This window comes from Paenibacillus aurantiacus, from assembly GCF_042431225.1.
Taxonomy (GTDB): Bacteria; Bacillota; Bacilli; order Paenibacillales; family Paenibacillaceae; genus Paenibacillus_Z; species Paenibacillus_Z aurantiacus.
Map to the genome: position 1 here is coordinate 70,604 of NZ_JBHMDO010000017.1, position 21,560 is coordinate 92,163.

At 60.5% G+C, this 21,560-nt stretch carries 18 protein-coding genes; 3 read left to right on the forward strand and 15 right to left on the reverse strand.

Translation table 11 applies throughout. The features are described from left to right. Positions 1-27: 27 nt before the first annotated feature. The 3 genes from ACFFSY_RS09225 to ACFFSY_RS09235 are packed head-to-tail and all read right to left on the reverse strand — an operon-like array spanning position 28 to position 1,893. Positions 28-339 carry an AzlD domain-containing protein gene (locus tag ACFFSY_RS09225; RefSeq protein WP_377493053.1) on the reverse strand — a complete coding sequence of 104 codons (312 nt, stop codon included), beginning with the start codon at positions 337-339 and terminating at the stop codon, positions 28-30. Beyond that, positions 336-1,109, reverse strand: a complete 774-nt coding sequence (locus tag ACFFSY_RS09230; RefSeq protein ID WP_377493055.1) for an AzlC family ABC transporter permease — start codon at positions 1,107-1,109, stop codon at positions 336-338. The genes ACFFSY_RS09225 and ACFFSY_RS09230 overlap by 4 nt, the downstream gene beginning before the upstream one ends. Then, positions 1,060-1,893: a B3/B4 domain-containing protein gene (locus ACFFSY_RS09235; protein ID WP_377493058.1), complete on the reverse strand. Its 834-nt coding sequence runs from the start codon at positions 1,891-1,893 to the stop codon at positions 1,060-1,062. Before ACFFSY_RS09235 ends, ACFFSY_RS09230 begins: the two co-directional genes overlap by 50 nt. A gap of 310 nt (positions 1,894-2,203) precedes the next feature. Here ACFFSY_RS09235 and ACFFSY_RS09240 point away from each other — a divergent pair, with 310 nt between their 5' ends. Continuing rightward, positions 2,204-3,025 (forward strand): helix-turn-helix domain-containing protein, encoded by an 822-nt coding sequence (locus ACFFSY_RS09240; RefSeq protein ID WP_377493060.1) that lies wholly within the window; start codon positions 2,204-2,206, stop codon positions 3,023-3,025. A 119-nt stretch (positions 3,026-3,144) separates the two neighbouring features. On the opposite strand, the gene ACFFSY_RS09245 is transcribed toward ACFFSY_RS09240, so the two are convergent. From ACFFSY_RS09245 to ACFFSY_RS09265, 5 genes are all read right to left on the reverse strand, one after another. Then, the gene (locus ACFFSY_RS09245; RefSeq protein WP_377493062.1) at positions 3,145-4,554 is read right to left on the reverse strand and encodes a HEAT repeat domain-containing protein; all 1,410 of its coding nucleotides are present in this window, start codon (positions 4,552-4,554) and stop codon (positions 3,145-3,147) included. 145 nt (positions 4,555-4,699) lie between these two features. Further along, a complete protein-coding gene (locus ACFFSY_RS09250) occupies positions 4,700-5,905 on the reverse strand; it encodes a Ger(x)C family spore germination protein (RefSeq protein WP_377493064.1) in 1,206 nt (401 codons plus the stop codon). Beyond that, entirely contained in the window at positions 5,902-7,326 is a 1,425-nt protein-coding gene (locus tag ACFFSY_RS09255) for a spore germination protein (protein WP_377493066.1), read from the reverse strand. The genes ACFFSY_RS09250 and ACFFSY_RS09255 overlap by 4 nt, the downstream gene beginning before the upstream one ends. Continuing rightward, entirely contained in the window at positions 7,323-8,417 is a 1,095-nt protein-coding gene (locus ACFFSY_RS09260) for a GerAB/ArcD/ProY family transporter (RefSeq protein ID WP_377493068.1), read from the reverse strand. Before ACFFSY_RS09260 ends, ACFFSY_RS09255 begins: the two co-directional genes overlap by 4 nt. Then, positions 8,414-8,662, reverse strand: coding sequence for a hypothetical protein (locus tag ACFFSY_RS09265; RefSeq protein ID WP_377493070.1), 249 nt, complete (start codon positions 8,660-8,662; stop codon positions 8,414-8,416). Before ACFFSY_RS09265 ends, ACFFSY_RS09260 begins: the two co-directional genes overlap by 4 nt. A gap of 178 nt (positions 8,663-8,840) precedes the next feature. On the opposite strand from ACFFSY_RS09265, the gene ACFFSY_RS09270 reads away from it, so the two are divergent. Then, the gene (locus tag ACFFSY_RS09270) at positions 8,841-10,310 is read left to right on the forward strand and encodes a glycosyltransferase family 4 protein (protein ID WP_377493072.1); all 1,470 of its coding nucleotides are present in this window, start codon (positions 8,841-8,843) and stop codon (positions 10,308-10,310) included. Between the two features lie 122 nt (positions 10,311-10,432). On the opposite strand, the gene ACFFSY_RS09275 is transcribed toward ACFFSY_RS09270, so the two are convergent. The 7 genes from ACFFSY_RS09275 to ACFFSY_RS09305 all read right to left on the reverse strand — a co-directional run bounded on the left by ACFFSY_RS09275 (position 10,433) and on the right by ACFFSY_RS09305 (position 17,353). After that, a complete protein-coding gene (locus ACFFSY_RS09275) occupies positions 10,433-11,227 on the reverse strand; it encodes a Nif3-like dinuclear metal center hexameric protein (RefSeq protein ID WP_377493074.1) in 795 nt (264 codons plus the stop codon). A 289-nt stretch (positions 11,228-11,516) separates the two neighbouring features. Next, positions 11,517-12,980: an S-layer homology domain-containing protein gene (locus tag ACFFSY_RS09280; RefSeq protein WP_377493076.1), complete on the reverse strand. Its 1,464-nt coding sequence runs from the start codon at positions 12,978-12,980 to the stop codon at positions 11,517-11,519. Positions 12,981-13,120: 140 nt separating this feature from the next. Then, positions 13,121-13,831, reverse strand: coding sequence for a response regulator transcription factor (locus tag ACFFSY_RS09285; protein ID WP_377493078.1), 711 nt, complete (start codon positions 13,829-13,831; stop codon positions 13,121-13,123). 7 nt (positions 13,832-13,838) lie between these two features. Further along, complete coding sequence (locus tag ACFFSY_RS09290) at positions 13,839-15,317, reverse strand: sensor histidine kinase (protein WP_377493080.1); 1,479 nt, start codon at positions 15,315-15,317, stop codon at positions 13,839-13,841. Between the two features lie 376 nt (positions 15,318-15,693). Continuing rightward, the gene (locus ACFFSY_RS09295) at positions 15,694-16,101 is read right to left on the reverse strand and encodes a DoxX family protein (RefSeq protein ID WP_377493082.1); all 408 of its coding nucleotides are present in this window, start codon (positions 16,099-16,101) and stop codon (positions 15,694-15,696) included. A gap of 60 nt (positions 16,102-16,161) precedes the next feature. Then, positions 16,162-16,395 carry a DUF896 domain-containing protein gene (locus tag ACFFSY_RS09300; RefSeq protein WP_377493084.1) on the reverse strand — a complete coding sequence of 78 codons (234 nt, stop codon included), beginning with the start codon at positions 16,393-16,395 and terminating at the stop codon, positions 16,162-16,164. 19 nt (positions 16,396-16,414) lie between these two features. Then, on the reverse strand, positions 16,415-17,353 hold the full coding sequence (locus tag ACFFSY_RS09305) for a ring-cleaving dioxygenase (protein ID WP_377493086.1): 939 nt from the start codon (positions 17,351-17,353) through the stop codon (positions 16,415-16,417). Positions 17,354-17,648: 295 nt separating this feature from the next. Here ACFFSY_RS09305 and ACFFSY_RS09310 point away from each other — a divergent pair, with 295 nt between their 5' ends. Continuing rightward, positions 17,649-21,536: a BREX system ATP-binding domain-containing protein gene (locus ACFFSY_RS09310; RefSeq protein WP_377493088.1), complete on the forward strand. Its 3,888-nt coding sequence runs from the start codon at positions 17,649-17,651 to the stop codon at positions 21,534-21,536. The last annotated feature ends 24 nt before the right edge of the window (positions 21,537-21,560 follow it).

The following is a 21,560-nucleotide window of genomic DNA, read 5'->3' on the forward strand; positions in this document are numbered from 1 at the left end:
GGCGTTCTCCCTCTCCCTTGTTTGTTTCTATGGCATAGCAAGGAACTTCACCAAGACGGCGACCAGCACGGAACCGGCGATAAGGCCGAATAACGGAACTTTCTTCGCGAGCGCGAGCAGCGCCGCGGCGATGCCGGCCGCAGCCCCGACCCAAGGCGTCTCCTGGTCGACCTGGAAGACGCCCGGCACGGTCAGCGCGCTGAGCACGGCCAGCGGCAGGTAGGCGAGGAACGGTCTGCGATCCCCCTCTTCGCCGGATTCCCGCCGGGCGATGAGCAGCGGGGCGAAACGAATCGCGAACGTGATCAGCCCCATAAGAGCGATAACCGCTATGGTCAATGCGCCTCGCTCCTTCCGTTGTCCGTGTTAGCGGCAGACGCTCGCCCGCTTGGCGCGCTGCCAGCCCCCGCCTGCGGAATGATCACGCCGACGCCGGCGCCGATGAACATGGCGGCCAGCACGGTCGCGCTGCCAAGCACGTCCTGCAGCAGCCAGGACGCCAACGCGGCCGAGAGGCAGATCGCGGCATTCCGCCGGCTGCCGAGCAATTGCGGCACGATGAGCGCGATCAAGAGCGCGTACAGCGACGTGTTGAGCGCGCCGAGATATTGGGCCGGCACGTAGCCGGCGACGACGATGCCGATCCAGGTGGCCAGCAGCGTCACCGCATACGGCGGCAGCTCAAGCGCGATCAGATACGGCAGCGGCAGCGACGCGCCGCGGCTCCGGTTCGCCTTCGACATCATGCCGATCGCGTACACCTCCTCGGTCAGGCCGAAGCCGACGAGCGCGCGATGCCAGCGCTTGGCGCCCGCATCCAGCTTCTGACGGAAGGACATCCCGATGAAGAAGTAACGCAGATTGACGACCAGCGTCAGCAGCAGCACGACGGGCGCGGCCGTGCCGGCCGCCAGGAGCTTCGCGCCGATGAATTGGCTGGCCCCCGCATAGACGAGCGCCGACAGCAGGAATACCTCCCAGTTGCCAAGCGATAACGTCTTGCCGACGAGACCGAACGTAATGCAAGCGGGGATATACCCCATGACGATCGGGACCGAATCAGCCAGTCCGCTCTTCACTTGCTCCCAATTCCGTAGGGCACCCGTCATGCGTCATGGCTCCTCCCGTTCGATGTAGGCTCAGCCGCTGCATCCGGGCTTCGGCATGGATGAACGCGACGCTGAGCGTCCCCTCATCCGTGAACGGCTGCAGCAGTTCAAGGAGCAGCGAAGTCGTCGCCTCGACGAGCGCCTTGGCGTCCTTATGCACGGCCTCGACCGTGAACAGCAGACGCCGGGATTCGCCCGTCGCCTTGATCGTATCGCTCTGCCGCCAGTTCCAGCGCCTCGAGTGCGCCCGGTTCATGCCATCCGCATAGATCACCTCGCCCTCGGCCGGATATTCCGGCTGATCCGGCTTGCCGATCGGCAAGTACGGTTCGGAGCCCCCTGCCTTGCGGATGGTGAATCGATCTACCTGCGAAATGTCGCAGCAGGCGATCGGCGTCCGGCTTTTCAGCGAGATGGCATTGCATAGGTCGACCATTGTGTTGATGCGCGGGAGGCTGCCGTGCTCCACCACGCGCCGGATCAGCGATTCAGCCGCGCACGGGTAACGAGCAGGCTTGGCGCCGAACGCGCTGTATGCCTTCCGCCAGGCCGAGATGGTCGCCAGCTCGCTGATCTCGTCCGTGCGCAGCCCCGATCCGGCCAGCTCCCGCTCCATGTGGGCGAGCAGCGCCTCCACTTCGGATCGCCGCTCCAGGTTGCGGACCGCCGGCGCCGCGATCAAGCCGACGTAGAGATCGGGTGCCATCTCCAGCACGTCGTCCGCGAACGTCACCTCGAACAAGTCTACGTTGCGTTCCTTTTCGTCTGTTGCTAGTTGCTCCATAAGAAGCCTCCTTAACTGATTGCCTACACAGGAAAGTATATCCAGCCGCTCCCGCTCCAAAAATGACCAATCTTCTACCGGTGCACGATACCAATTCGGGCGGGTTCAACCTGTTACATGTTTGTGGACATTTTGCAAATGAACGAATACAGCGGGCAAGCCGAACAAAAAGCAAGCAAAGCAGGCAAAGAGTAGATGAAGAGTAGACGATGAGTAGGCGAAAAGCGAGCGTTCTCTTCCCCGCCGGCAGATGGAAGGTGGTAGAATAAGAGGGAATCGACAACCCGATCCGAAGACGGAGGATAAGCGCGTGGATAAGGAGAAGCAGACGTTCTGGCGTTCGTATTTGTCCGGACTGCAGCTGAGCGTGGCCGTTGCGGCCTACACGAAGGTGCCGCCGACCTGGCGCGACGACGATTACGTGCCGGACATTAACAAGCTGTATTTCATCGAAGACGGAGAAGGTTACGTTGCGGTCGGCGACGAACGCCACTACCCGAAGCCTGGCAGCCTGTGCCTGCTTCCGGCCGAGCGGCGGCAGTCGTACGGCACGATGGGCGAGCGGACTTTCAGCAAATATTGGTGTCACTTCACGGCCAAGCTCGGCGGCCTCCATCTGTTCCACGCGCTCGAGGCGCCGGTCGTCGTCGCGATCGACGATCTGCCGCGGATGAAAGCGCTGTTCGATCGGCTGCTGGACGCGCATAAGAGTCCGGACTGGACGGCAGGCATGCACGAGCAGGCCGCGCTGCTGGAGATATTGGCCATCTTCATCGAGCAGGCGCGGCCGGCTTCGGCCGTCCCGGCAGACGGCGCGATCCAGAAGATGAATGCCGTGCTGGCTTATATCGAGACGCATCTAGCGGATAACTTAACGGTCGAGGAATTGGCAGGACTGCTCCACTTTCACCCGAACTACTTCAGCCGCGTGTTCAAGCGGACGACCGGCCTGTCGCCGATTCAATACGTCAACCGCAAGCGGATGGACAAAGCGCGGCACCAGCTCGCCTTCTCCGCCACGAGCGTATCGAATATCGCGTTCTCGCTCGGAATGGAGCCGACGTACTTCTCCCGCATGTTCAAGGAGCATACGGGCCTTGCGCCAAGCGAATACCGGGACAGCTTCGCCTAATTCGGCGAAGCTGTCTGTCTATCGCAATAAGGGGTGTCCCAGCCGTCATCATAAGACGATGACAGCCGGGGCACCCCTTGTTCACTCGCGATATATTGCGTTAACGCATCGTTGCAGGCTTACGGATAGAACGTGCTGGCCGGCGTCGTGCTGGCGCACCACCTGGACTTGAACAGCTCCGCGATGAGCAGATCCTTCGCCTCGTCCGAGCCGATATAGCGCAGCGCTTCGATAGCGTGGGCGCGCACGTAGCGATTGTCGTCGGCAAGCGCCTCGGACAGCGCGGGCACGGCCGCGCCGGCGCTTGGTCCGAGCTGCGCGAGCGACAAGCCCGCGGTGAAGCGTACTTGCGTATCCGCATCCCGGAGCGCGCCGGCAAGCGCCGCGACGACTGCCTCATCCGGTGCGCCGATCATGCCAAGCGCTTCGGTCGCCGTTCGGCGCACCGGCGCGGACGGATGCGTCATCAGCGCGATCAGCTCCGGCAGTGCTTCCTTGGCCGCATCCCGCAGCTCGCCGAGCGCGAACGTCGCGTGCCGGACCGTCTCCTCCCGCTCATCCCGAAGCGCTTGCCGAAGTCCCGGCACCGCCGCGGCTCCCGCGACGGACAGACCGTAGGCGGCCAACTTCGACACGGCGGCATTGTCGCCGATCAGCGCCTGCTGCAGCGCCTCTACGCCCGGATTGCCGCAGCGCGCCAGCTCGTAGGCCGCGTTCAGCGCCGCGGGCTCGAACGTGTCGGCCAGCCCCTCCGTCAGTTCCGCGATGCGCGCCGCATCCGCCTCTCGCGTATTGGCCAAGCTGCCGATCTGCCCGTGCAGCCAATTCCAGTTCTCCTCCCACATCGTCTCATGGCGAGCGATCGGCGCGCTCAGAGCAGCCGGCTCTCGCCATTGCGGTTCCTCGCTAGCCCAAGTCGGCGCCGTCGGCGCTTCCGTGCGCATGAATTCGAACTTCAGCATATAACGCGGATTGCCCAGCAAATTCGGCGTCGAGCGGTGCCAGATGTCGTAATGGATGAGCGCGAACGTGCCCGCGCCGCCGCTGGCCACCTGCTCGTCTGGGGTATCGTCGGCCTCGAACGTGCGCGTCTCGTAATTTTGCGTGCCCGGCATGACCCCGGTCGGTCCCAACTCCACCGGCGTGTCCTGCGGGAAATACATGATCATGGCCCACCATTGATGGTGATTGCGGATGCGCGAGTAACCCCAGTAGCTGTCCTTGTGCCAGCCCCCGGCGACCGGCTGCGCGTTGTAATGGCCGTGGCGATGCGCGTGCAGCATATAATTGCGGCCAAGCACGCTCGTCAAGGCGCCTGTAATAACAGGATGATCGAACACCTGCTGGATCTCGCGAACGCGCGGCAGCAGATTATTGCCCGGATTGCCTTCCTCCTTGTAGATGACGTCGAGCTCCTCCGTCAGCTTCCGGTGGAACGATTCCGGGAAATCGGTGCGCAGAATCAGAAATCCTTCCGCGATAAACGTCCTCATTTGCTCATCGGTTAACAATAATGGCGCTTGGCTCATGGCGGCGGCCTCCCTACGGGATGTGGTGTTGTTGCCTTCACCTTGATTATAGGGAGCGCGCGGCCGTCTCGACATAAACGATCCTAAGCGATTGTTGCATAAAATAAACCTCGTTCGCGCCAGCTGCCCGCCTGTGGCCCGAAGCTTACCGTCGTTTGGTGATTCGGCGGTTCTTCAGTTCGGAGCCGGTTACGACGATCGCAACCTCCGCCTCCACCTTGGCCTTGGCGAACAGGGCGTTCCACTCCTTCTTGAGCGGTTGGAATTCGCGATAATGATGACGGTAGAGCTTCTCCCCGAACCCGAATACGTCCACGCCGTAGTCGCGCTGCACGCGGCCGATCGTCTGCAGGACTTGTTCTTGCAGAAAGCCGGACAATGTCCGCTCCAACGTTCGGAACCCTTCCACCTCGTCGATGGGCAAATCGGCATCCAGGCTGTTAAGCTGGCCTTCCCCTCTAATTCGCAATTGAATGAAAGGCACGCCCTTCTTCATCATGACGCGGACGCGGGTATGCGCGCGGTTGATCCGCACGGAAGCATGCCCCCCATGGTCGGGAAGCGGGAACGCCATTCCCGTCTGTTCCAGCTCGCTGCGAATCAGATTCAAGATGCGCGTCTCATAGATCGAGAGAAATCCGATCAATCGATCGTCCCTAAAGACGGCCGATCCCGTAATTTTGACGTTCGACTTGGGGATGGCCGACTGCGAGTTCTGTCCGGCGTCGCTTGCGCTGACATTGCCGACAACCGTGATCGCGCCGAGCGTAAGCTCCCTGCCCTCGACCAAGATCGCCTGCGTGTAGTCGAACAACCGGCTGAGCGGAGCTCCGCCCCACTCCTTGCGGAAATTCTCGACCTGGGACTGAATCTTCCAGCTGGCGTACATGCCTCCCGGCGACTGCACTTTGAGCACATCCGAAGCGGGCACGTCTTTCGCGACAAGGAGCAGCACGTCTTCGCGGACGTACCGCGAGCGCTGAACGAGGTCGATGAACGCATTCAGCCCGCTTCGCGCAATCTTCTCGTCGATCACGATGACCCGCACGTGCGAGGGCATCATCAGCCGCTCGACGTTCTCGTTGATCCTCGATGCGGTATCGGCGATCGAATTCCCTTCCGCGGTATAGAGCACGGTCGGCACGCCGGAGCCTTGCCCTTGGGACGGATTCGCCTCCGCCGCGTTCAACACCTCGAAGGTGACCTTATGCCGGCCTTTCTTCCCGGGCTCCACCGCGACTCCGGTGAGCAGCGCCGACCGGTTCACCTCGGTCAAATCCCAGCAACCGGCCAGCATCGAGCATGCGGCCGCGAGGAGCAGCCACGTCGGCAGCCTCCGAACGCCTCTCATGTCGCCCTCCTGCCCAGCAGCACCGAGAATGGAGATACGTAGGGCACGCCGAAGGTTTCCATGCGCGACAGATGGATCATGAGGACCGCGCAGCCGAGGATAACCCCGTACAAGCCGGTGAACGATGCGAGCACGATCAGTCCGAACCGGAATAGCCGGATGTTCGAGCCGAACGTATAAACCGGCGCGACGTAGCTCGAGATGACGGTGAGCGCGACGACGACGACGTTGATGTTCGATACGATGCCCGCTTGCACCGCCGCTTCGCCCAGCACGAGCGCGCCCGCGATCGAGATCGCCTGTCCGACCAGACGCGGCATCCGGGTGCCGGCTTCCCGCAGGATTTCGAAGGCGGACTCCATAAGCAGAATTTCCACCACCGCCGGGAACGGGATCCCTTCCCGCTGGGCCGCGATGCTCGTCAGCAGAATCGTCGGGATGAGCTCCTGATGATAGCTCGTGATCGCGACGTACAGCGAGGGGACGACCAGCGACAATAGGAACGCGACGAATCGCAGCACCCTGGCGAACAGGCCGACCAGGAACCATTGGTAGTGATCTTCCGGCGACTGGAAGAAATCGCGGAAGACCGCCGGGACGATCAGCACGAACGGACTGCCGTTCACGATGACGGCGATGCGCTTGTCCAGCAGGCAGGAGCAGACCGAGTCCGGCCGCTCGCTATTATAGACGGTCGGGAACAGCCAGAAGCCGCGCGGACGGAACAGCGACTCCAGACTCCCCGAATCGAACAGGCTCACCATCCTGCAAGATCCCACTTGTTCCCGCACCTGCCGCAGCACCTCTTCGTCCGCTTCGTCCTCGATGTAGGCGAGATACACTTCCGTTCGCGTCTTCTCCCCGATTTCGTGCCGCTCGAACCGCAGCTTGTCCGTCATGATGCGTCTTCGGATCAGGCTCATGTTCGTCGCGGCCGATTCCGTGAACCCTTCCTTGGGACCCCGTACGACGTTCTGCGACGTCGGCTCTTCGACGGACCGTGTCGCAAGCTCCTTCACGTCGACGAGCAGGCAGTCGCGCTCCCCTTCCGCGAACAGCGCGGCATAGCCTCGGCCGAGCTTCATCGGCAGGACGTGCAATTGGTCGGACAGCTCGCTGCTCAGCCCGCTTAAGTACCGCTCCTGCAATTCCTTGAGCAGCGCCGAAGCTTGGCCGCCCTTCAGATCGTCTCCGGCTTGCGCGAGCGGCTGGATGACGTAATCCATAATGAACGATGCGCTCGTCAGCGTCGTGAAGTAGCATAGCATGCCTTCTCTGCCGCAGAAGCGGAGCGATACGATCGCCAGATCGTCCGTATTGCCGAACGTCAGCCGCAGCGCGGTTCGAACCGCTTCCAGTGTCGTTCCGCCTCCGGTCTGTCCGGCGGCGAACCGATCGGTCGTGTTGTCGCCGTGGTTCATAATCGTTCTCCTTTGCGATAGCGGACCCGCAGCAGCAATAACGTGACAGCCGGAAGCGCGAGCTGCGCCGGGATATGCAGCCAATAGATGACGTATTTCAACCCTTCCTCGAAATGCTCGGCGTTATTATGCGTCACGAGAATCGAGAAGGCGCCAACCAGAAGCGCGGCAGACAGCGGGAAACGCCGATGCTGCCCGAACGCGCGGTTCGCCCCCAGGACGGCGGCATGCACGAAGACGGCGCATTTGATGAGAACGCCGAAAATGATGATGAGCGCGACCAAGGCGTCCAAACGGGTGATGAAATTATAAATGCTGATCATCCTCGCCGCGTCCAACAGGGGGAAGACCGAGAAGACGATGTCTTCCATCCCGAGCACGCTCGTCTGCAGCAAGTCGGAGAAAGTCAGCAGCAGGCATGCACTGATCATCGCCAGCCAACCGATCCGCCGGAACGAGCGGGCGGTGCCGAAGCTGGACCGGAAGACGAGAAAGACGATCAGCTCTCCGTACGGAAACCAGACCGAGCTTCGCAGCGGAACCGCCAGCACCTTCATCAGACCTTCGGATAGAAACGGAAGCAGCCGCTCGGTATCGACAGAGCCGCTGAATAGAAGAAGAATGGCTAGGGCGAAGAAAAATGAACCTACAATCGCCGCGATCAGCACGGATAAGCGGCCCAGCACCGCCATTCCCCCGGACGAAGCGTAGGCGACGACCAGCACGAACATGAACACGAGCACCGACGTCGGCGTAGCTCGCAAGATCGAGGTCATGACGAGCTCGATCATGTCGCGGACATTGCGCGAAGCGATGTAGAGAAAATAGACCGCGTAACACAAGGTCCACACTCGTCCGATCGTCGATCCCCACGCCTTGTCCAACATGGCGTACAGGCCTCCCCCGTTCCCGGCCGCGACCAGTCCCGCGAAGAGCAGGAAGAGGGCGCCCGCGGGGATGACCGCGATCAGCTCGACGAGCCAGGCGTCGGGCACGAACCGGGGCGGTCCGAAAATAATGGAGGTGCCCAGCAGAAATACAAGCAGCATCGAATACGAATGAACCCCGTGCATTTTCGAGACGGCCGTCAACGCCCTTCACCCCTTTCGTTCCCTCTCCGACTCGTTCGCAATCGGCGCAGGATTCGCTGCCCCATGTCGCCCCATGCCGCCAGCAGCACCGCCGCTCCGATCATGACGAAGGCGGGGGCGTGCGTGTAGTCGAACAACAAGTGCCGATAAGCCTTGATCAGACTCTCCCGATACACGAGCATATCCAGCCCAGCGAGAAGGCCTACGCCCATAAATGCGATGATCCCAACGCCAATCGCAGTCACCCGCCCGCCCCCTCCTAAGCATCTATACATGGTAAATTGCGCTTGCCGGGCCTTATTTATGTATGCCGCTCACGGAGGGCGTTTCTCCCTTAAGGCGAACGCCCTCGACAACAGGAACGGATGTACATAAGATATTGGGAGACTTGAAAACGGATAGAAGATAGGAAGGAGAACGCCCGTGGCACGCAAACGAATCCGCAAGCCGGCTGCCAGGCGCAAAATTACCGTACCAGCAGCAAGGCGCAAAGGAATAACGGCCGGACGCCGGCGATTGGGCCGAAGACGCGGACCGGTCTTGAAACGTACCAAACCTGTGCGGCGGCATGCTCAGATCGTGACATCCGCTTTGCCTGTGCCTGCACTGAACTTGCCCGACGTTCCGCATTTCGCACCAGCTCCGCCTAGCGAACGCCAACTGTCCGGGACCAAACTGTCCATTCTGTATCTCGTTCATTGCTTCTTCCCCGAATCTTATACCGGCACGGAGAAATTCGTGCTGAACATGGCCAAGGACATGCAGCGGCGTGGCCACCGCGTCAAGGTCGCCACCTACAGCGGCCTCGTACCGGACGATGCTCCGCTCGCGTTTGGCGACGTGCTGGCCTATGAATACGAATTCGAAGGCATCCCCGTGCTCGCCTATCGTCACCGCCGGCATGATCCCGCGCAAGCCGCCGGGATCGGCGACCATTCGCTCTTGGCGCTGGCCGAAGTCATTCTTACCCGCGAACAGCCGAACCTTCTGCACGTCGGCCACGCGATGCGCGGCATGGAATTCGTGCAGGCTGCCCGGAATTTGGGCATTCCTTACGTCATGACGTTAACCGATTTCTGGTTCGCTTGCCCGCGGTCCAATCTGCTTCGGGTCGACAAGCAGTTGTGCGCCGGACCGGAGGGGGGAGCGGCCTGCATGATGCACTGCCAGATCCCTTATGCAGCCGATCGATTGAACGTCCAGTTGCCGCTCCTGCTCGGCGCAAGCCGGATTCTATCGCCTTCGGTCTTCCTTGCTTCCTTCGTCAAGCAGGCGCTGCCGGACCTTGCGATCGAAGTGCTGCCGCACGGTATTCGCCCAGAGACGGTCGCCCCCAACACGAAGAGCTATGGCAAAGGCAGTTCGATCACGATTGTCTACGGCGGCTCGCTGAACGAGCATAAAGGGGTGCACGTGCTCATCGCCGCCATGGCGAAGATTCGCGCTCGCCGGCTGCAGCTGCACATTTATGGGTCTGGCGAGCCCGAATATGCCAACAAGCTGTATAAAGCGGCTGCCCGCGACGCGCGCATCTCGTTCCGCGGTCCCTATGCCGAAGGCGATCTGCCCCGCATCTATCAAGAAGCCGATCTGGCCGCCGTCCCGTCGGTCTGGTACGAGAACTACCCGCTGGCGCTGCACGAGGCGCTCGCCGCCCATGTCCCGGTGCTGGCGTCGAACATCGGCGGCATGGCGGAGAAAATCGTCGACGGGCTGAACGGCTATACGTTCCGGGCCGGAGACGCGAGCCATCTGGCGGAACGCATCAGCATGGTCGCGCGCGATCCTTCGCTGCTGAACGGCTTGAAGGACCATATTCGCGCCATGCCGCTTCCGACCGTCGGCGTCGAAGCGGACGCGTACGAATCGATCTACTTTACCTATGCGAGATAACGGCGAAAGCCCTCGGCCGCGCTCCTTGAGAGGAGACGCTGCCGAGGGCTTCGCGTTGCGAGGCATGCCGCGCCGCGCGCTAGTCGCGAGGCATGGCGTATCGGTTGGAGAAGTCGTTGCGGCTAGATCCGTTGGACGGCCGGCGGCCCGGCGATGACGTCCACCAGCAGCTCCGGGAGTTGCGCTCGCAGCATTTCCGCCACGGTAGCCATGCCCGCTTCCTCGCTTTTCTGATGGCCCGTGACGAGCAGCGCCTTGGCGAACCCCATATCGACCGCATCGCGGACGTATTCGTTCGTCTCCCATTCGTTCGTCTCGCCCGCGATCAGCAGATCAATGCCGCCCGTGCGCAGGACATCCATCTGAAGCCGTCCGCCCGGCGCCCCGGGGAGGAACCCGATCCGGCTGACGGCCATATCGGGATCGCCGGCCAACAGGAGGCTGTCCATCCCGAGCCGCCGCTTCAGGTACGCTGCTAGGTCGCCGACCGTGCCCGCTTCGTCCGGCGGCAGCGTCAGCAGGAGCTGATTATCGGGATCGGCATACGCCTCCCACCCGAGCGCATGCAGCATACCAGAGAGGATGCCGTCCGGTTCGTACTCGTGAATGTAATCGTGCAGCCGGAATATGGCGATGCCCGACGATTCGATCAGCTCGCGTTTCTTCTCGTAGACCGGGTCCCCCTCGAGCCAGTTCGTCTCGTCCAGATGGTTGTAGTACGTCGGCTCGTGCGCGATGATGAGGTCGGCGCCTGTATCAACCGCCTGCTTGATGATCGCGTACGTCGCCGTCATCACGACCGCGACTTTGCGGACCGGCTTGTCCGGACTGCCGGACTTCAGCGTGTCGACCGTCTGCTCAAGCAGCCCGACCGGCGCGATAAGACGGTCGATAATCGTTTGAACGGTGATGCTCAAAATAGTGCCTCCTTTGATGTTAGACTGAATTCAGCGGAACTGCTCGCACATCACGCGCGCATACAACTCCAAGCCGTTCCCTTCGGGTTCTTCCCATCACGGCCAGCTCGATTAACGCTTGATCCGCGTGCTGAAAACGGGACATCCGCAACTCACCCTCAATCTCCTATGGTCTACCATTTACAAATCCTAGCATAACACGGAAACTGGCCGCTGAGCTCTTGTTTCTCGAGAAGAAAAACAAAAAACCAGCTCATACAACGAGCCGGTTTGCTTGCCTTTATTAACCTTACTTCACGTCCAGCACGATTTCGCTTGCCGTCGCCCAAGCGCCGACCGGCGTCACCTCGTACGTCATGCCGGCAGCCAGCTTGCCGCCGTTCTGAATATCGAAGATGCCAACCTCGCCTTTGCGCGTCTGCACCCGGTATTGGGCCGTCAGCACCGAGCCGTCCTTGCCCTTCAGCTGCACGGAGCGATAAGCGAACAACTCGTCGCCTGGATCGGCCGTGAGCGATACGGCGATCGAAGCGCCATCGATATTGGCTGCGGACGCGATGGCGAGCGGCTCGATCTGCCGGGCGGTGAACGTCTTGTTCGCAAGCTCGAACCAATCGGAAGTCACGGTGTACGTCACGCCAGGCTGGAGCGAGGTGCCGGCCGGCAGTCGGAACTTCGGCTCCTGCTTGCCGTCGGTCGATTGCGTGAAGCCGACGTAGTTGACCGTAATCGGCGCGCCGTTCTCCGGCGTGAGCACCGCTTGACGAGAGGCCAAGGAAGAGATGATCTGGAGCGGCTTGCCCTGGAACGTGTTGTCCGCTTCAAGCACGATGGCATTGGCGCCGCGGCCGCCCGCATAAGCGGAGATCACATAGCCGTAATCGATGACGCCATCCTCGCGCAGGGAGCTGACCTCGAACGTATCGTTGGTCACTTGGCGGACGTCCTTGAGTTTGATCGTTTCTTCGCCGCCGGTGACGTTGAATGTCTGTTTGCCTTTATAGGTAAGCGAGAAGCTCTCGCCTGGTTTCATCGTTTGGACGGGCACGATATAAGTCGCGATCGAGCCGGTCTTGAGTCTTGGCTGGTTCACGAGCTTCAAGCCGTTGCCGAACGTAAAGTTCGCTTGAGCTGCGGCCGTCGTTTCGTCCTCCGGCGTCATCGGCCGGTCGAATACGACTTCCAGCGTGATTTTATTCAGCGATTTGACCGAGACGATCGAAGCTTGTTCGCCGCGAACCGCTTGTTGAGCAAGCAGGAGCAGCTGTGCTGCTTCGCCGCGTGTTAGGGTAGTTTGGCCGATCTTCAGGGAGTCCATCCAGTATTGCACCGATTTGGCGTCGCGCTGCAGCGCTTTGGCGATTATGCCCGCGATGTCGGCCGCCGCGATCGGTTTGTTCGGCTGGAATTGCGCGTCTTTCGCCAACAGTCCGCCGGTCACCGCGGCGTTCACGTACACGTCGTACCATTTGGCCTGCGGCAAGACCGATGCAGCCTCTACGTTCAAGCCCAGCGCAAGGACGGCCATCTTGATGAATTCCGCGTTCGTCAGGTGCCGCTCCGCGTGCAGTTTCCCGTCGCCCGCGCCCTTCAGGACGCCTTGCTCCGCCAGCTTGGCCATCGCCTGCTCGACGCTCGCTGCCGCGCTGCTTGCGCCTGCCGCCGATACCGGCGTTTGGAATGGCAGCAGGGCGCCTCCTCCGATCATCATGGCAATCGCGATCATCGCTGCTTGTTGGTTTCGCTTCTTCATCTATCCATCTTCCTCTCGGCTCTGATTTAGTGGTGTTTCCCTTTGACAACTTCATCATAAAGGACGACCCTAAACCGGCTTCTAAGGAGATCTAAACAATTTATAAACGAGGCCGAAACATTATGCGAACCGAGGTGTCGCTACACGGTGAACCGATAACCTGCACCCCAGACCGTCCCGATGAACTGCGGGTTCGACGGGTCGGCTTCGATCTTCTCGCGGATGCGCGAAATGTGGACGGTGACTGTCGCGATCTCGCCGCTGGATTCGAGGCCCCATATGCGTTCGAACAGCTCCTCTTTGCTGAACACACGGTTCGGATGCTCGGCCAGAAAGAGCAGCACTTCGAATTCTTTCGCCGTCAGCGCCACCTCCCGCTCATGCACGAAGACACGGTAAGCTGCCTTATGAATCGCCAATTCCCGCACCTGGATGACGTCCGCATTCGGCTCCTCCCGCGTTTTAGGTCCTCGATCCCGGGCTGCGAACCGCTCGTACCGGGCCAAATGCGCCTTCGCCCGCGCCACCAGCTCGCTCGGACTGAACGGCTTGGTCACGAAATCGTCGGCGCCGAGTCCGAACCCTCTTATTTTGTCCACTTCCTCGTTCTTGGCCGACACGATAAGCACGGGAATATCCAGCTTCTCCCGCACCTGCTTGCAAATATCGAAGCCGCTTGCGCCCGGCAGCTGCAAATCGAGAATGAGCAGATCGAATCCGCCTTCAAGCGCGCGCGCAAGCCCCTCGCCGCCATCGTGGCAAATCTCCGCTTCGATATCGTGCAGGCCGAAATAGTCCTTCTGCAGCTCCGCGATATAAGGATCGTCTTCAATAATCAATATTCGTTTCATGTTCGCATCACCGGCGTTTCTGTAAAATTGGAAGCGTAAAATAAATGGAGGTGCCTTGGCCCTCTTCGCTGCGCGCTGCGATCGTCCCGCCGTGCCCCTCGACGATCTGCTTGGCGATCGCCAGACCCAGCCCGCTTCCGCCGGTACCCGGCGTGCGGGAATCGTCCGCCCGGTAGAACCGGTCGAATACGAGCGGCAGCGCTTCCGCCTTGATGCCCGGTCCGTTGTCCGCGATCATGACGGTCACCTGGCCATGCGGCTCGTCCACGCGGATGCCGACGGCGATCCGCTTCGGCTCGTTCACCATGAATTTGATGCTGTTGCCGAGCAGGTTCCGGACGACGCGCTTTAATTTCTCCCGGTCGGCCCGTACGATGACCAGCTGCTCCGGCAGCGGCTCCCACGCGATCTCGATGCCCGCCCGCTCGAAGTCGATGGCGTGCTCGTCCACGAATCCGCGCACCAGCGCCGCGATATCGGTATCCTCGAACGTGAACGGCTCCTTGTTGAGATCCAGCTTCGAGTAATAGAACAGCTCTTCGACCATGCGCTCCATGTCCGAGGCGCGCGTATGGATGGCGTTCGCATATTGCTCCAGCTTCTCCGGCGTACGCGCCACGCCGTCCCGGATGCCCTCCGCGTAGCCTTTGATCGTCGTAATCGGCGTACGCAGATCATGCGAGATGTTCGAGAGCAGCCCTTTGCGATTGTCTTCGTACTGCAGCTGCAGCCGGATCGATTCCTGCAGGCGCCGCCTCATATCTTCGAAGCTTGCGATGAGCTGACCGACCTCGTCCTTGGTCGTCGCCCGCAGCTCCTCGGTCAGATCGCCTTCCTTGATCCGTTCGGCGGACTTGCGCAGCCCCTCGAGCGGCAGGACGATTTTGCGCGTGACGTACCGGTACAGCACGATGCCCGTCAACAGCACGATGAGCGCGAACAAGCCGACGAGGACGGGCAGCATTTTGCGGACGACTTCCGCGAACGGACTCCGCTCCCGGATGACGAAGATGCTCCCCTTCTCCGTCTGCGCCGCATCGAAGTAGAAATCGAATTTGGCGTACGCGAAGAAACGGCTGCCGACGTTCATCGTCTCCCGGATCCGATAATTCCCCATCTCATAGGCCGGCAGAGCCCGTGCGAAATCGGCCTCCTTCATGTTCGGGGTCGCATAGAGCAGATCGTCGTTCTTGCGGACGAGCAGCCCGGCCTGCACCATTTTGAGCTGAAAATCATAGTCCTGCAGCAGCGCCGGATCGGTTAGCTTGGCCGGATCGTGCTTGGCCAAATATTTCAGATCGAGAAAGATGCTCTCCTCCTCCTCCGACAGCGGGTGAAGCGAATAATGAATCGTATAAAAACTGCGCACGCTCCGGTAATCGCCGGTCGCCGCAACGGATAACAGGTATGCCGCCAGCATGAACAGCGTCACCGACACGATGACGACCGACGTGAGCGAGAATAGCAGCCGAAAGCGAATCGACACGCATACGCCCTCCTTCCTTGATGTCTAATGAATTCACTTAGGGAGCAACCGCTCACAATCATGGCTCGATCCCTCCCATTCTATCATAAGGTCGCCGCCCGCATGCAAAAAGGACCAAGCGCCTCGTCGCTTGATCCTCTTCCGTTCCATTAGCCTTATGCTCTCTTGCCCAACACTTGATATCCGTTCTTCCTTCGCATCGATAATATAAGCGGGTCTGATGGTTGAGATGTAACGGGGAGATTGTCTGTTCGTAATCTTACAACCCGAACGACGATTCGAGGCGCCGCAGCGCCAAAAGAAGGAGCGCGACAGCTCCTTCTTTCGTCCTTGCAGCAGATACGTTCAACCCGCTATAAGCGCCGCATTCCCCAAGTTATTCGAACAGTCCGAGCACGGCATCCAGCGAATACTCGCCTGCGCCGGTCAGCGCGGCGCCGATCACGACGGCGAGCAGAACAAGCGGGTACTCGTAGCCGTTTGCTGTCGACCATAAGCCGTTGCGCCAGTGCACTTTGACGATCGCGCCGATCATCGTAAGCGCGATGAACGCCGCGGCAACCGGCGTGAACAGGCCGGCCGCGAACAACGCCCCGCCGGCCAGCTCCAGCAAACCGGCGAATACCGCCATGACGACGCCTGGTTTAATGCCGACCGATTCCATCCACCCGCCCGTGCCTTTCGGACCGTATCCGCCGAACAAGCCGAACAGCTTCTGCGCCCCATGCCCGACGAACAGTACCCCAATTACTACGCGAACGATCAACAATCCAAGATCCATCATGTGAACCCATCTCCTTTTATTTTAATTTAATAATCTTTACTTTAAGATAAATGGCGCGATTTAGTTTTGGTCGTTGTGCGCGTATTTTTCGGCGGCGAGTTTCAACGGCGTGACGTCTTTGCCGCGCTCATCCATGACGGATACGCTGCGCATCATCGTTTTTACCTGTCCGCGGATGTATCCCAAATATTCTTGGCGCAGGCTTGCTTGCTCGCTCCGTTCTTCTTCCGTCAGTCCGCCCTCGCGCTGCATGCGGCTCAATTCGTTAATACGATCCAAAATCGGTATCATCATTATGGTCACTCTCCTCGAATTAATAAGGCGCTACGGCCGAAACGGGCAGCAGGTTCGCTTCAATCTCGGTCCGTTGTCCCTCGAACCATTCCGGAAGCATCAGCTTCTCGCCCAAATGCGCTGGCTCTTCATCCCGAGCGAAGCCCGGAGGATCGGTCGCGATCTCGAACAAGATGCCGCCGTTCTCCCTGAAATACAGCGCCTTGAAGTAGTTGCGGTCCATGATCGGCGTCGCCTTGAATCCATATTCGATCGCCTTGTTCCGCCATTGCTCGTGATCTTGATCGTCCTTGGCGCGCCATGCAATATGGTGGACGGTGCCAGCGCCGCTTGCGCCCCACTCCATGTCGCGAAGCGGAACATCGACGCGATTGCCTAGGTCGGCCGTCGATTGGAATCTGGCGTAGTTCGCGTCCTCGCCAACTTTCACGAACCCGAGCACCTGCTCCAGCGTGCGCATCGTCGACGCGTAATCCACGCTGTACAACACGGCGCCGCCGAATCCTTTGATCGCACTCTCTGCCGGGATGCCGCCCGGGGCTGCCGTCGCTACCGCGCCTTCGGCGCGTTCTACGAGCTCCAGTCTTAAGCCATCCGGGTCGGAGAACTGCAAATACGTCTCGCCCAACCGCTCTGTATTCGTCGCGTTCACGCCCAACAGCGCGAGCCGCTCTTCCCAGTAGGTCATTGCCCCTTGCGGGATTACGAACGTCGTAACGCCGACCTGCCCGCCGCCGACGCGTCCCTGCCGGGCATGCGGATAAGGGAAGAACGTGATGATCGTGCCCGGCGTGCCGGCTTGATCGCCGAAGTACAGATGATACGTGTGCGGATTATCGAAATTGACCGTCTTCTTGATCAAACGAAGTCCGAGTACGCCTGAGTAGAAATCAACGTTCTCCTGCGGGTTTCTTGCGAAAGCCGTAATGTGGTGAATGCCTGCCGTCCGGTTTGCCATGATAATTCACTCCCTTGTTATCGTTTGGTTGATGGTTTGCTTCAATTGTATCGTCGTGTTCGTTCGTCGTTGTCTTTGCTTTAATTATCTTGAATTAAAGATACTTTAGTTTGAACTAAATGTCAACAGTCTTTTTAGATTTATCGTTCTGGCCGCACTCACGCCTCATCTTTCCCAAGGCCATTTCTTTTTATGCTCTCGCTTCTTTCTTTTTCTTATTGCCCCCTCCCGCTTTATGTCGATTGATGTCATAATAGAACTATCTATTAACCTACCGGGGAGTCGTGGCTACAAAATGAGCCTAAATCACGAGATCGAGCATTCTTCTTCATGGATCGAGCCGCGCAGCATGCAGTTCCCGGGTGCCGCGCTGTTCATCGATATATACGGTTTCACCGCGTTAAGCAAGCAGCTTACCGCGCAGGGTGCAGCCGGCATTGAACAAATTTCGATTCTGCTTAATACATATTTCGACCGCATGCTCTCGGTTATCTACCGCATGGGTGGCGAAGTCGTGCAATTCGCCGGCGACGCCCTCCTTGCCGTATGGTCGGTCGACCCCGACGAGCAGGCGCTAGAGGATGCCGTCCTCGCGGCTGCCCGGTGCGGATTGCTGCTGCAGCGCCAGCTCCATGACCGGGAGATGCTCCCGGGGCTGCTCCTCTCCCTGCGGATGAGCATCGGAGCAGGCGATATCGAAAGCGCGCTCATCGGCGGACTGGACAACGAATGGGAGCTTGCGATGGCCGGCGAGGCGCTCTCCCAGATTCACGCTTGCAGCGCCTCCGCCCAAGCAGGCCGGGTCCTTCTGTCCCCTGAAGCCCATGCGCTTATTAAGAAGCATTACCCGGCAGAAGCAACCGAAGCGGGAAGCGCCTTTTTCACCGAGGCGGAACAAGAAGGGCGGGATACCGATGCCGAAGATGAAACCGACATCGCTCCCGCAGACCCTGCCCAAGTAAGCCAGGTGGACTGGTCGGCAGAGCTGCGGCTTATCACCGTGCTCTTCCTGAAGTTCAGCCATCCTGCCCAGAAGCTGAACGTTGGGCAGCTGCAGCCCGCGACGCTAGCCATCCAGCAGGCGATGAAACTTCACGGCGGTACGATCCATAAAATCAGCCACGACGACAAAGGCAGCGCCGTAATTGCCGCGCTTGGACTTCCCGCCCACACCCATGAGAACGACGCGTTCCGCGCTGTTCGCGCCGCGCTGGCGATTCAGGAGCGTCTCAAGGAACTCGGCTTAGGTCATCGCATCGGAATTTCCACCGGTCTCGTGTTCTACGGTTCGATCGGCAACGCGGTCAAGCTGGAATACACAATGATCGGCGACGCCATGAACTTGGCGGCGCGCCTCATGCAGCATGCCCCGGAGCACGAGATCCGGTGCGACGCCGCGACGCGCGAAGCGGCCGGTAACGGCGTGTGGTTCCGGGATGAAGCGCCCGTCATGCTTAAGGGGCTGAAGGAACCGCAGCCGCTGTTCACGCCGCTCGGCTTAACGGGAGAGGCCCGGACCAACGGACATGCGCTCGTTGGCCGGGAGCGAGAGATCGCCGAGCTCAGACAGAAGCTCGACCTGCTTGCGCAAGGAAGCGGCGGCTACGTCAGCCTCATCGGCGAAGCCGGTATCGGCAAGTCCCACCTGCTCCAATTCGTCCAGCGCGAAGCGGCCGCCCGGGAAATGACCGTCCTTCGGGGCGCCGCGGACGGCGCCGAGCAGTTAACTCCCTATTATCCGTGGCGGAGTATTTTCCATGCGCTGCTGCGTCTGGACTCGCTTCCCGAAGATGAAGGGGCCAAGCAGGCGGCCGTGCTGGATACGATTCGCCAAGCCGCTCCCGATCTGGAACATCTGGGTCCATTGTTGACGCCGGTGCTGCCGTTCGCCATCGCGGACAATGCGTGGACCAAGCCGATGACCGGTCAAATCCGCGCCGACAATACGCATGCCTTGATGGTGCGGCTACTCGGTCGCTTCGCCCTGGAACGGCACGCCGTGATCATCCTCGATGACGGACACTGGGCGGATTCTTCTTCCTGGTCGCTGCTCCTACAGGCTGCTAGCGCGCTGCCTCAGGCGCTGCTAATCGTCGCTTCCCGGCCGGAGAGCGAGCTCGTGGAGGCCGGCGAGCAAGCCAGCCATCAGCTGCCCTCCGCCCTTACCCTTCGCCTTCAAGAGCTGTCCCGGGACGCATCGCTCGCTCTGATTGCGGACCGTCTGGGCGTCGAGCGGTTGCCGGATGCGGTGGGCGCGTTTATTTTGAGCAAATCGGAAGGCCATCCGTTCTTCAGCGAAGAGCTCGCCTACGCGATGCGCGACAGCGGCGTGCTTGATATTCGGGACGGGCAGTGCCATGTGCTGCGCAATCTGGACGAATTGACCGATGTGCATTTCCCGACGACGATTCAAGGGATCGTCCGCAGCCGCATCGACCGTCTGCCCCAGGAAGAGCAGCTTGTCCTGAAGGTCGCGAGCGTCATCGGCCGCATCTTCACCTATGCGGCGCTGGACGGCACGATGCCGGTTGCAAGCGGCGGCGAGAAGCTGCTTGCCCTGCTGGAGACGCTGACGGAAGCCAACCTCACCCTTCGCGAGCCGTCCGAGACGGAATTGACGTACTTGTTCAAGCACGTCATCACGCAAGAGGTCAGCTACAACCTGCTCCTCCATTCCCAGCGCAAACAGCTGCACCGCACGCTCGCAAGCTGGTATGAAGCGCAGTACTCCGACCTGTCGCCGTATTACGGTCTGCTCGCCTACCATTGGTCGAAGGCGGAGGATACGGACAAGACCGCTTACTACCTGGAGCGCGTCGGCCTGCAAGCTCAGCGGACCGGTGCTTATCAAGAGGCGGTCGGCGCGTTCTCCGCGCTCGTCGGCGGGGAAGCATTCACCGAATCTGCCGCCTCGATGGCGAAGTGGCGGCGAATGCTCGGCGAAGCGTACATGGGCATCGGAGACATGGCGAACGCCTCGGAGCAGCTGTGCGCAGCACTGGCGCTATATGGCCGCCCAGTCGCTTCGACGCCCGGCAAGTTCAAGCGCGATATTGCCCGTGAGGCGGCGCGCCAGCTGCTGCATCGCGTCCTCCCGGAGCGTCTGGTCGACCGCTTCTCGCGCAGCCGAAGCGAGCTGCTGCTGGAGCAGGCGCGCTGCTACTGGCGGCTGGCAGAGATCGCATTCTTCGTGAACAAGCCAGGCGACAATCTGTACCATACGCTGCATGGCCTGAACTTGGCCGAACGCGCCGGCACCTCGCCGGAGCTGGCCCAGATCTCCAGCAATATGTGCGTCACGACGGGCATCATGTCTTTACATACGCTGGCCAAAGCCTACATTAACCTCTCCCTTCGGGCGATGGGGCAAATCGAGGAGCTGTCTGCCGAAGCCTGGGTGCGCATGAACATATCGCTCTACTATATCGGCACCGCCCAGTGGAAGGCCTCTACGGACTATTCGAGCCGCGCGATGGACATCTATGAGAAAATGGGCAACCGTCGCTATTGGGAAGCTTCCTCGTACCTGATGGTCAAGGCGCTTGCCTACCATAAAGCGGACTTCCCCGCAAGCACGGCGCTCGCGGCCAAAATCTACGAATCCGGCCGGCTCAGCGGCAACGCGCAGGCCAAATCCTGGGGGCTGCTGGCCCAGGCGGAGAACGCGCTCTACAACGACAAGCTCCCGGAAGCGCTCCGCCTGCTGGCGGAGGCCGAATCGCTCATTCCGATTCATATCGGACTGACGGAAGAAATCCGCCTGCACAATCTGCTCGCGCTCGTCCATCTGCGCACGGGCAGCATTCGGGAGGCCGAGCGTTACGCCCGGCAAGGACTGACGCTGACCAAACAATTCGCGCCGACGACGTATTATTCATTCGATGGCTATGCCGCGCTTGCGGAGGCACTGCTCGACCTATGGCAGCGGGAGAGCGGCGATCGGACCGAGAGCCGCTCCGCGTTGGATGAAGCGATCGGCATCCTGCGCCGGTTCGCCAAGACATTCCCGATCGCGCTCCCGCGTCTCCACGCTTACGAAGGGTCGATCGCCTGGCACGAAGGGGATCGCGAACGCGCGCGCAAGCTGTGGAAGCGAAGCCTGCAGCATGCCCGCAAGCTCGACATGCCGTACGAAGCGTCGCGGACGGAAGCTGTTATGTGGCAACTGGATAGCCGTTCGTAAGATTCAAGGACAAGACTCAACAGG

Bases quoted from the DNA above. Each gene is read 5' to 3' on its own strand.
- ACFFSY_RS09250 (WP_377493064.1), bottom strand. From the start codon at position 5,905: ATGAGAGGCGTTCGGAGGCTGCCGACGTGGCTGCTCCTCGCGGCCGCA.
- ACFFSY_RS09230 (WP_377493055.1), bottom strand. From the start codon at position 1,109: ATGACGGGTGCCCTACGGAATTGGGAGCAAGTGAAGAGCGGACTGGCT.
- ACFFSY_RS09245 (WP_377493062.1), bottom strand. From the start codon at position 4,554: ATGAGCCAAGCGCCATTATTGTTAACCGATGAGCAAATGAGGACGTTT.
- ACFFSY_RS09300 (WP_377493084.1), bottom strand. From the start codon at position 16,395: ATGATGATACCGATTTTGGATCGTATTAACGAATTGAGCCGCATGCAG.
- ACFFSY_RS09295 (WP_377493082.1), bottom strand. From the start codon at position 16,101: ATGATGGATCTTGGATTGTTGATCGTTCGCGTAGTAATTGGGGTACTG.
- ACFFSY_RS09310 (WP_377493088.1), top strand. From the start codon at position 17,649: ATGAGCCTAAATCACGAGATCGAGCATTCTTCTTCATGGATCGAGCCG.
- ACFFSY_RS09255 (WP_377493066.1), bottom strand. From the start codon at position 7,326: ATGAACCACGGCGACAACACGACCGATCGGTTCGCCGCCGGACAGACC.
- ACFFSY_RS09235 (WP_377493058.1), bottom strand. From the start codon at position 1,893: ATGGAGCAACTAGCAACAGACGAAAAGGAACGCAACGTAGACTTGTTC.
- ACFFSY_RS09285 (WP_377493078.1), bottom strand. From the start codon at position 13,831: ATGAAACGAATATTGATTATTGAAGACGATCCTTATATCGCGGAGCTG.
- ACFFSY_RS09280 (WP_377493076.1), bottom strand. From the start codon at position 12,980: ATGAAGAAGCGAAACCAACAAGCAGCGATGATCGCGATTGCCATGATG.
- ACFFSY_RS09305 (WP_377493086.1), bottom strand. From the start codon at position 17,353: ATGGCAAACCGGACGGCAGGCATTCACCACATTACGGCTTTCGCAAGA.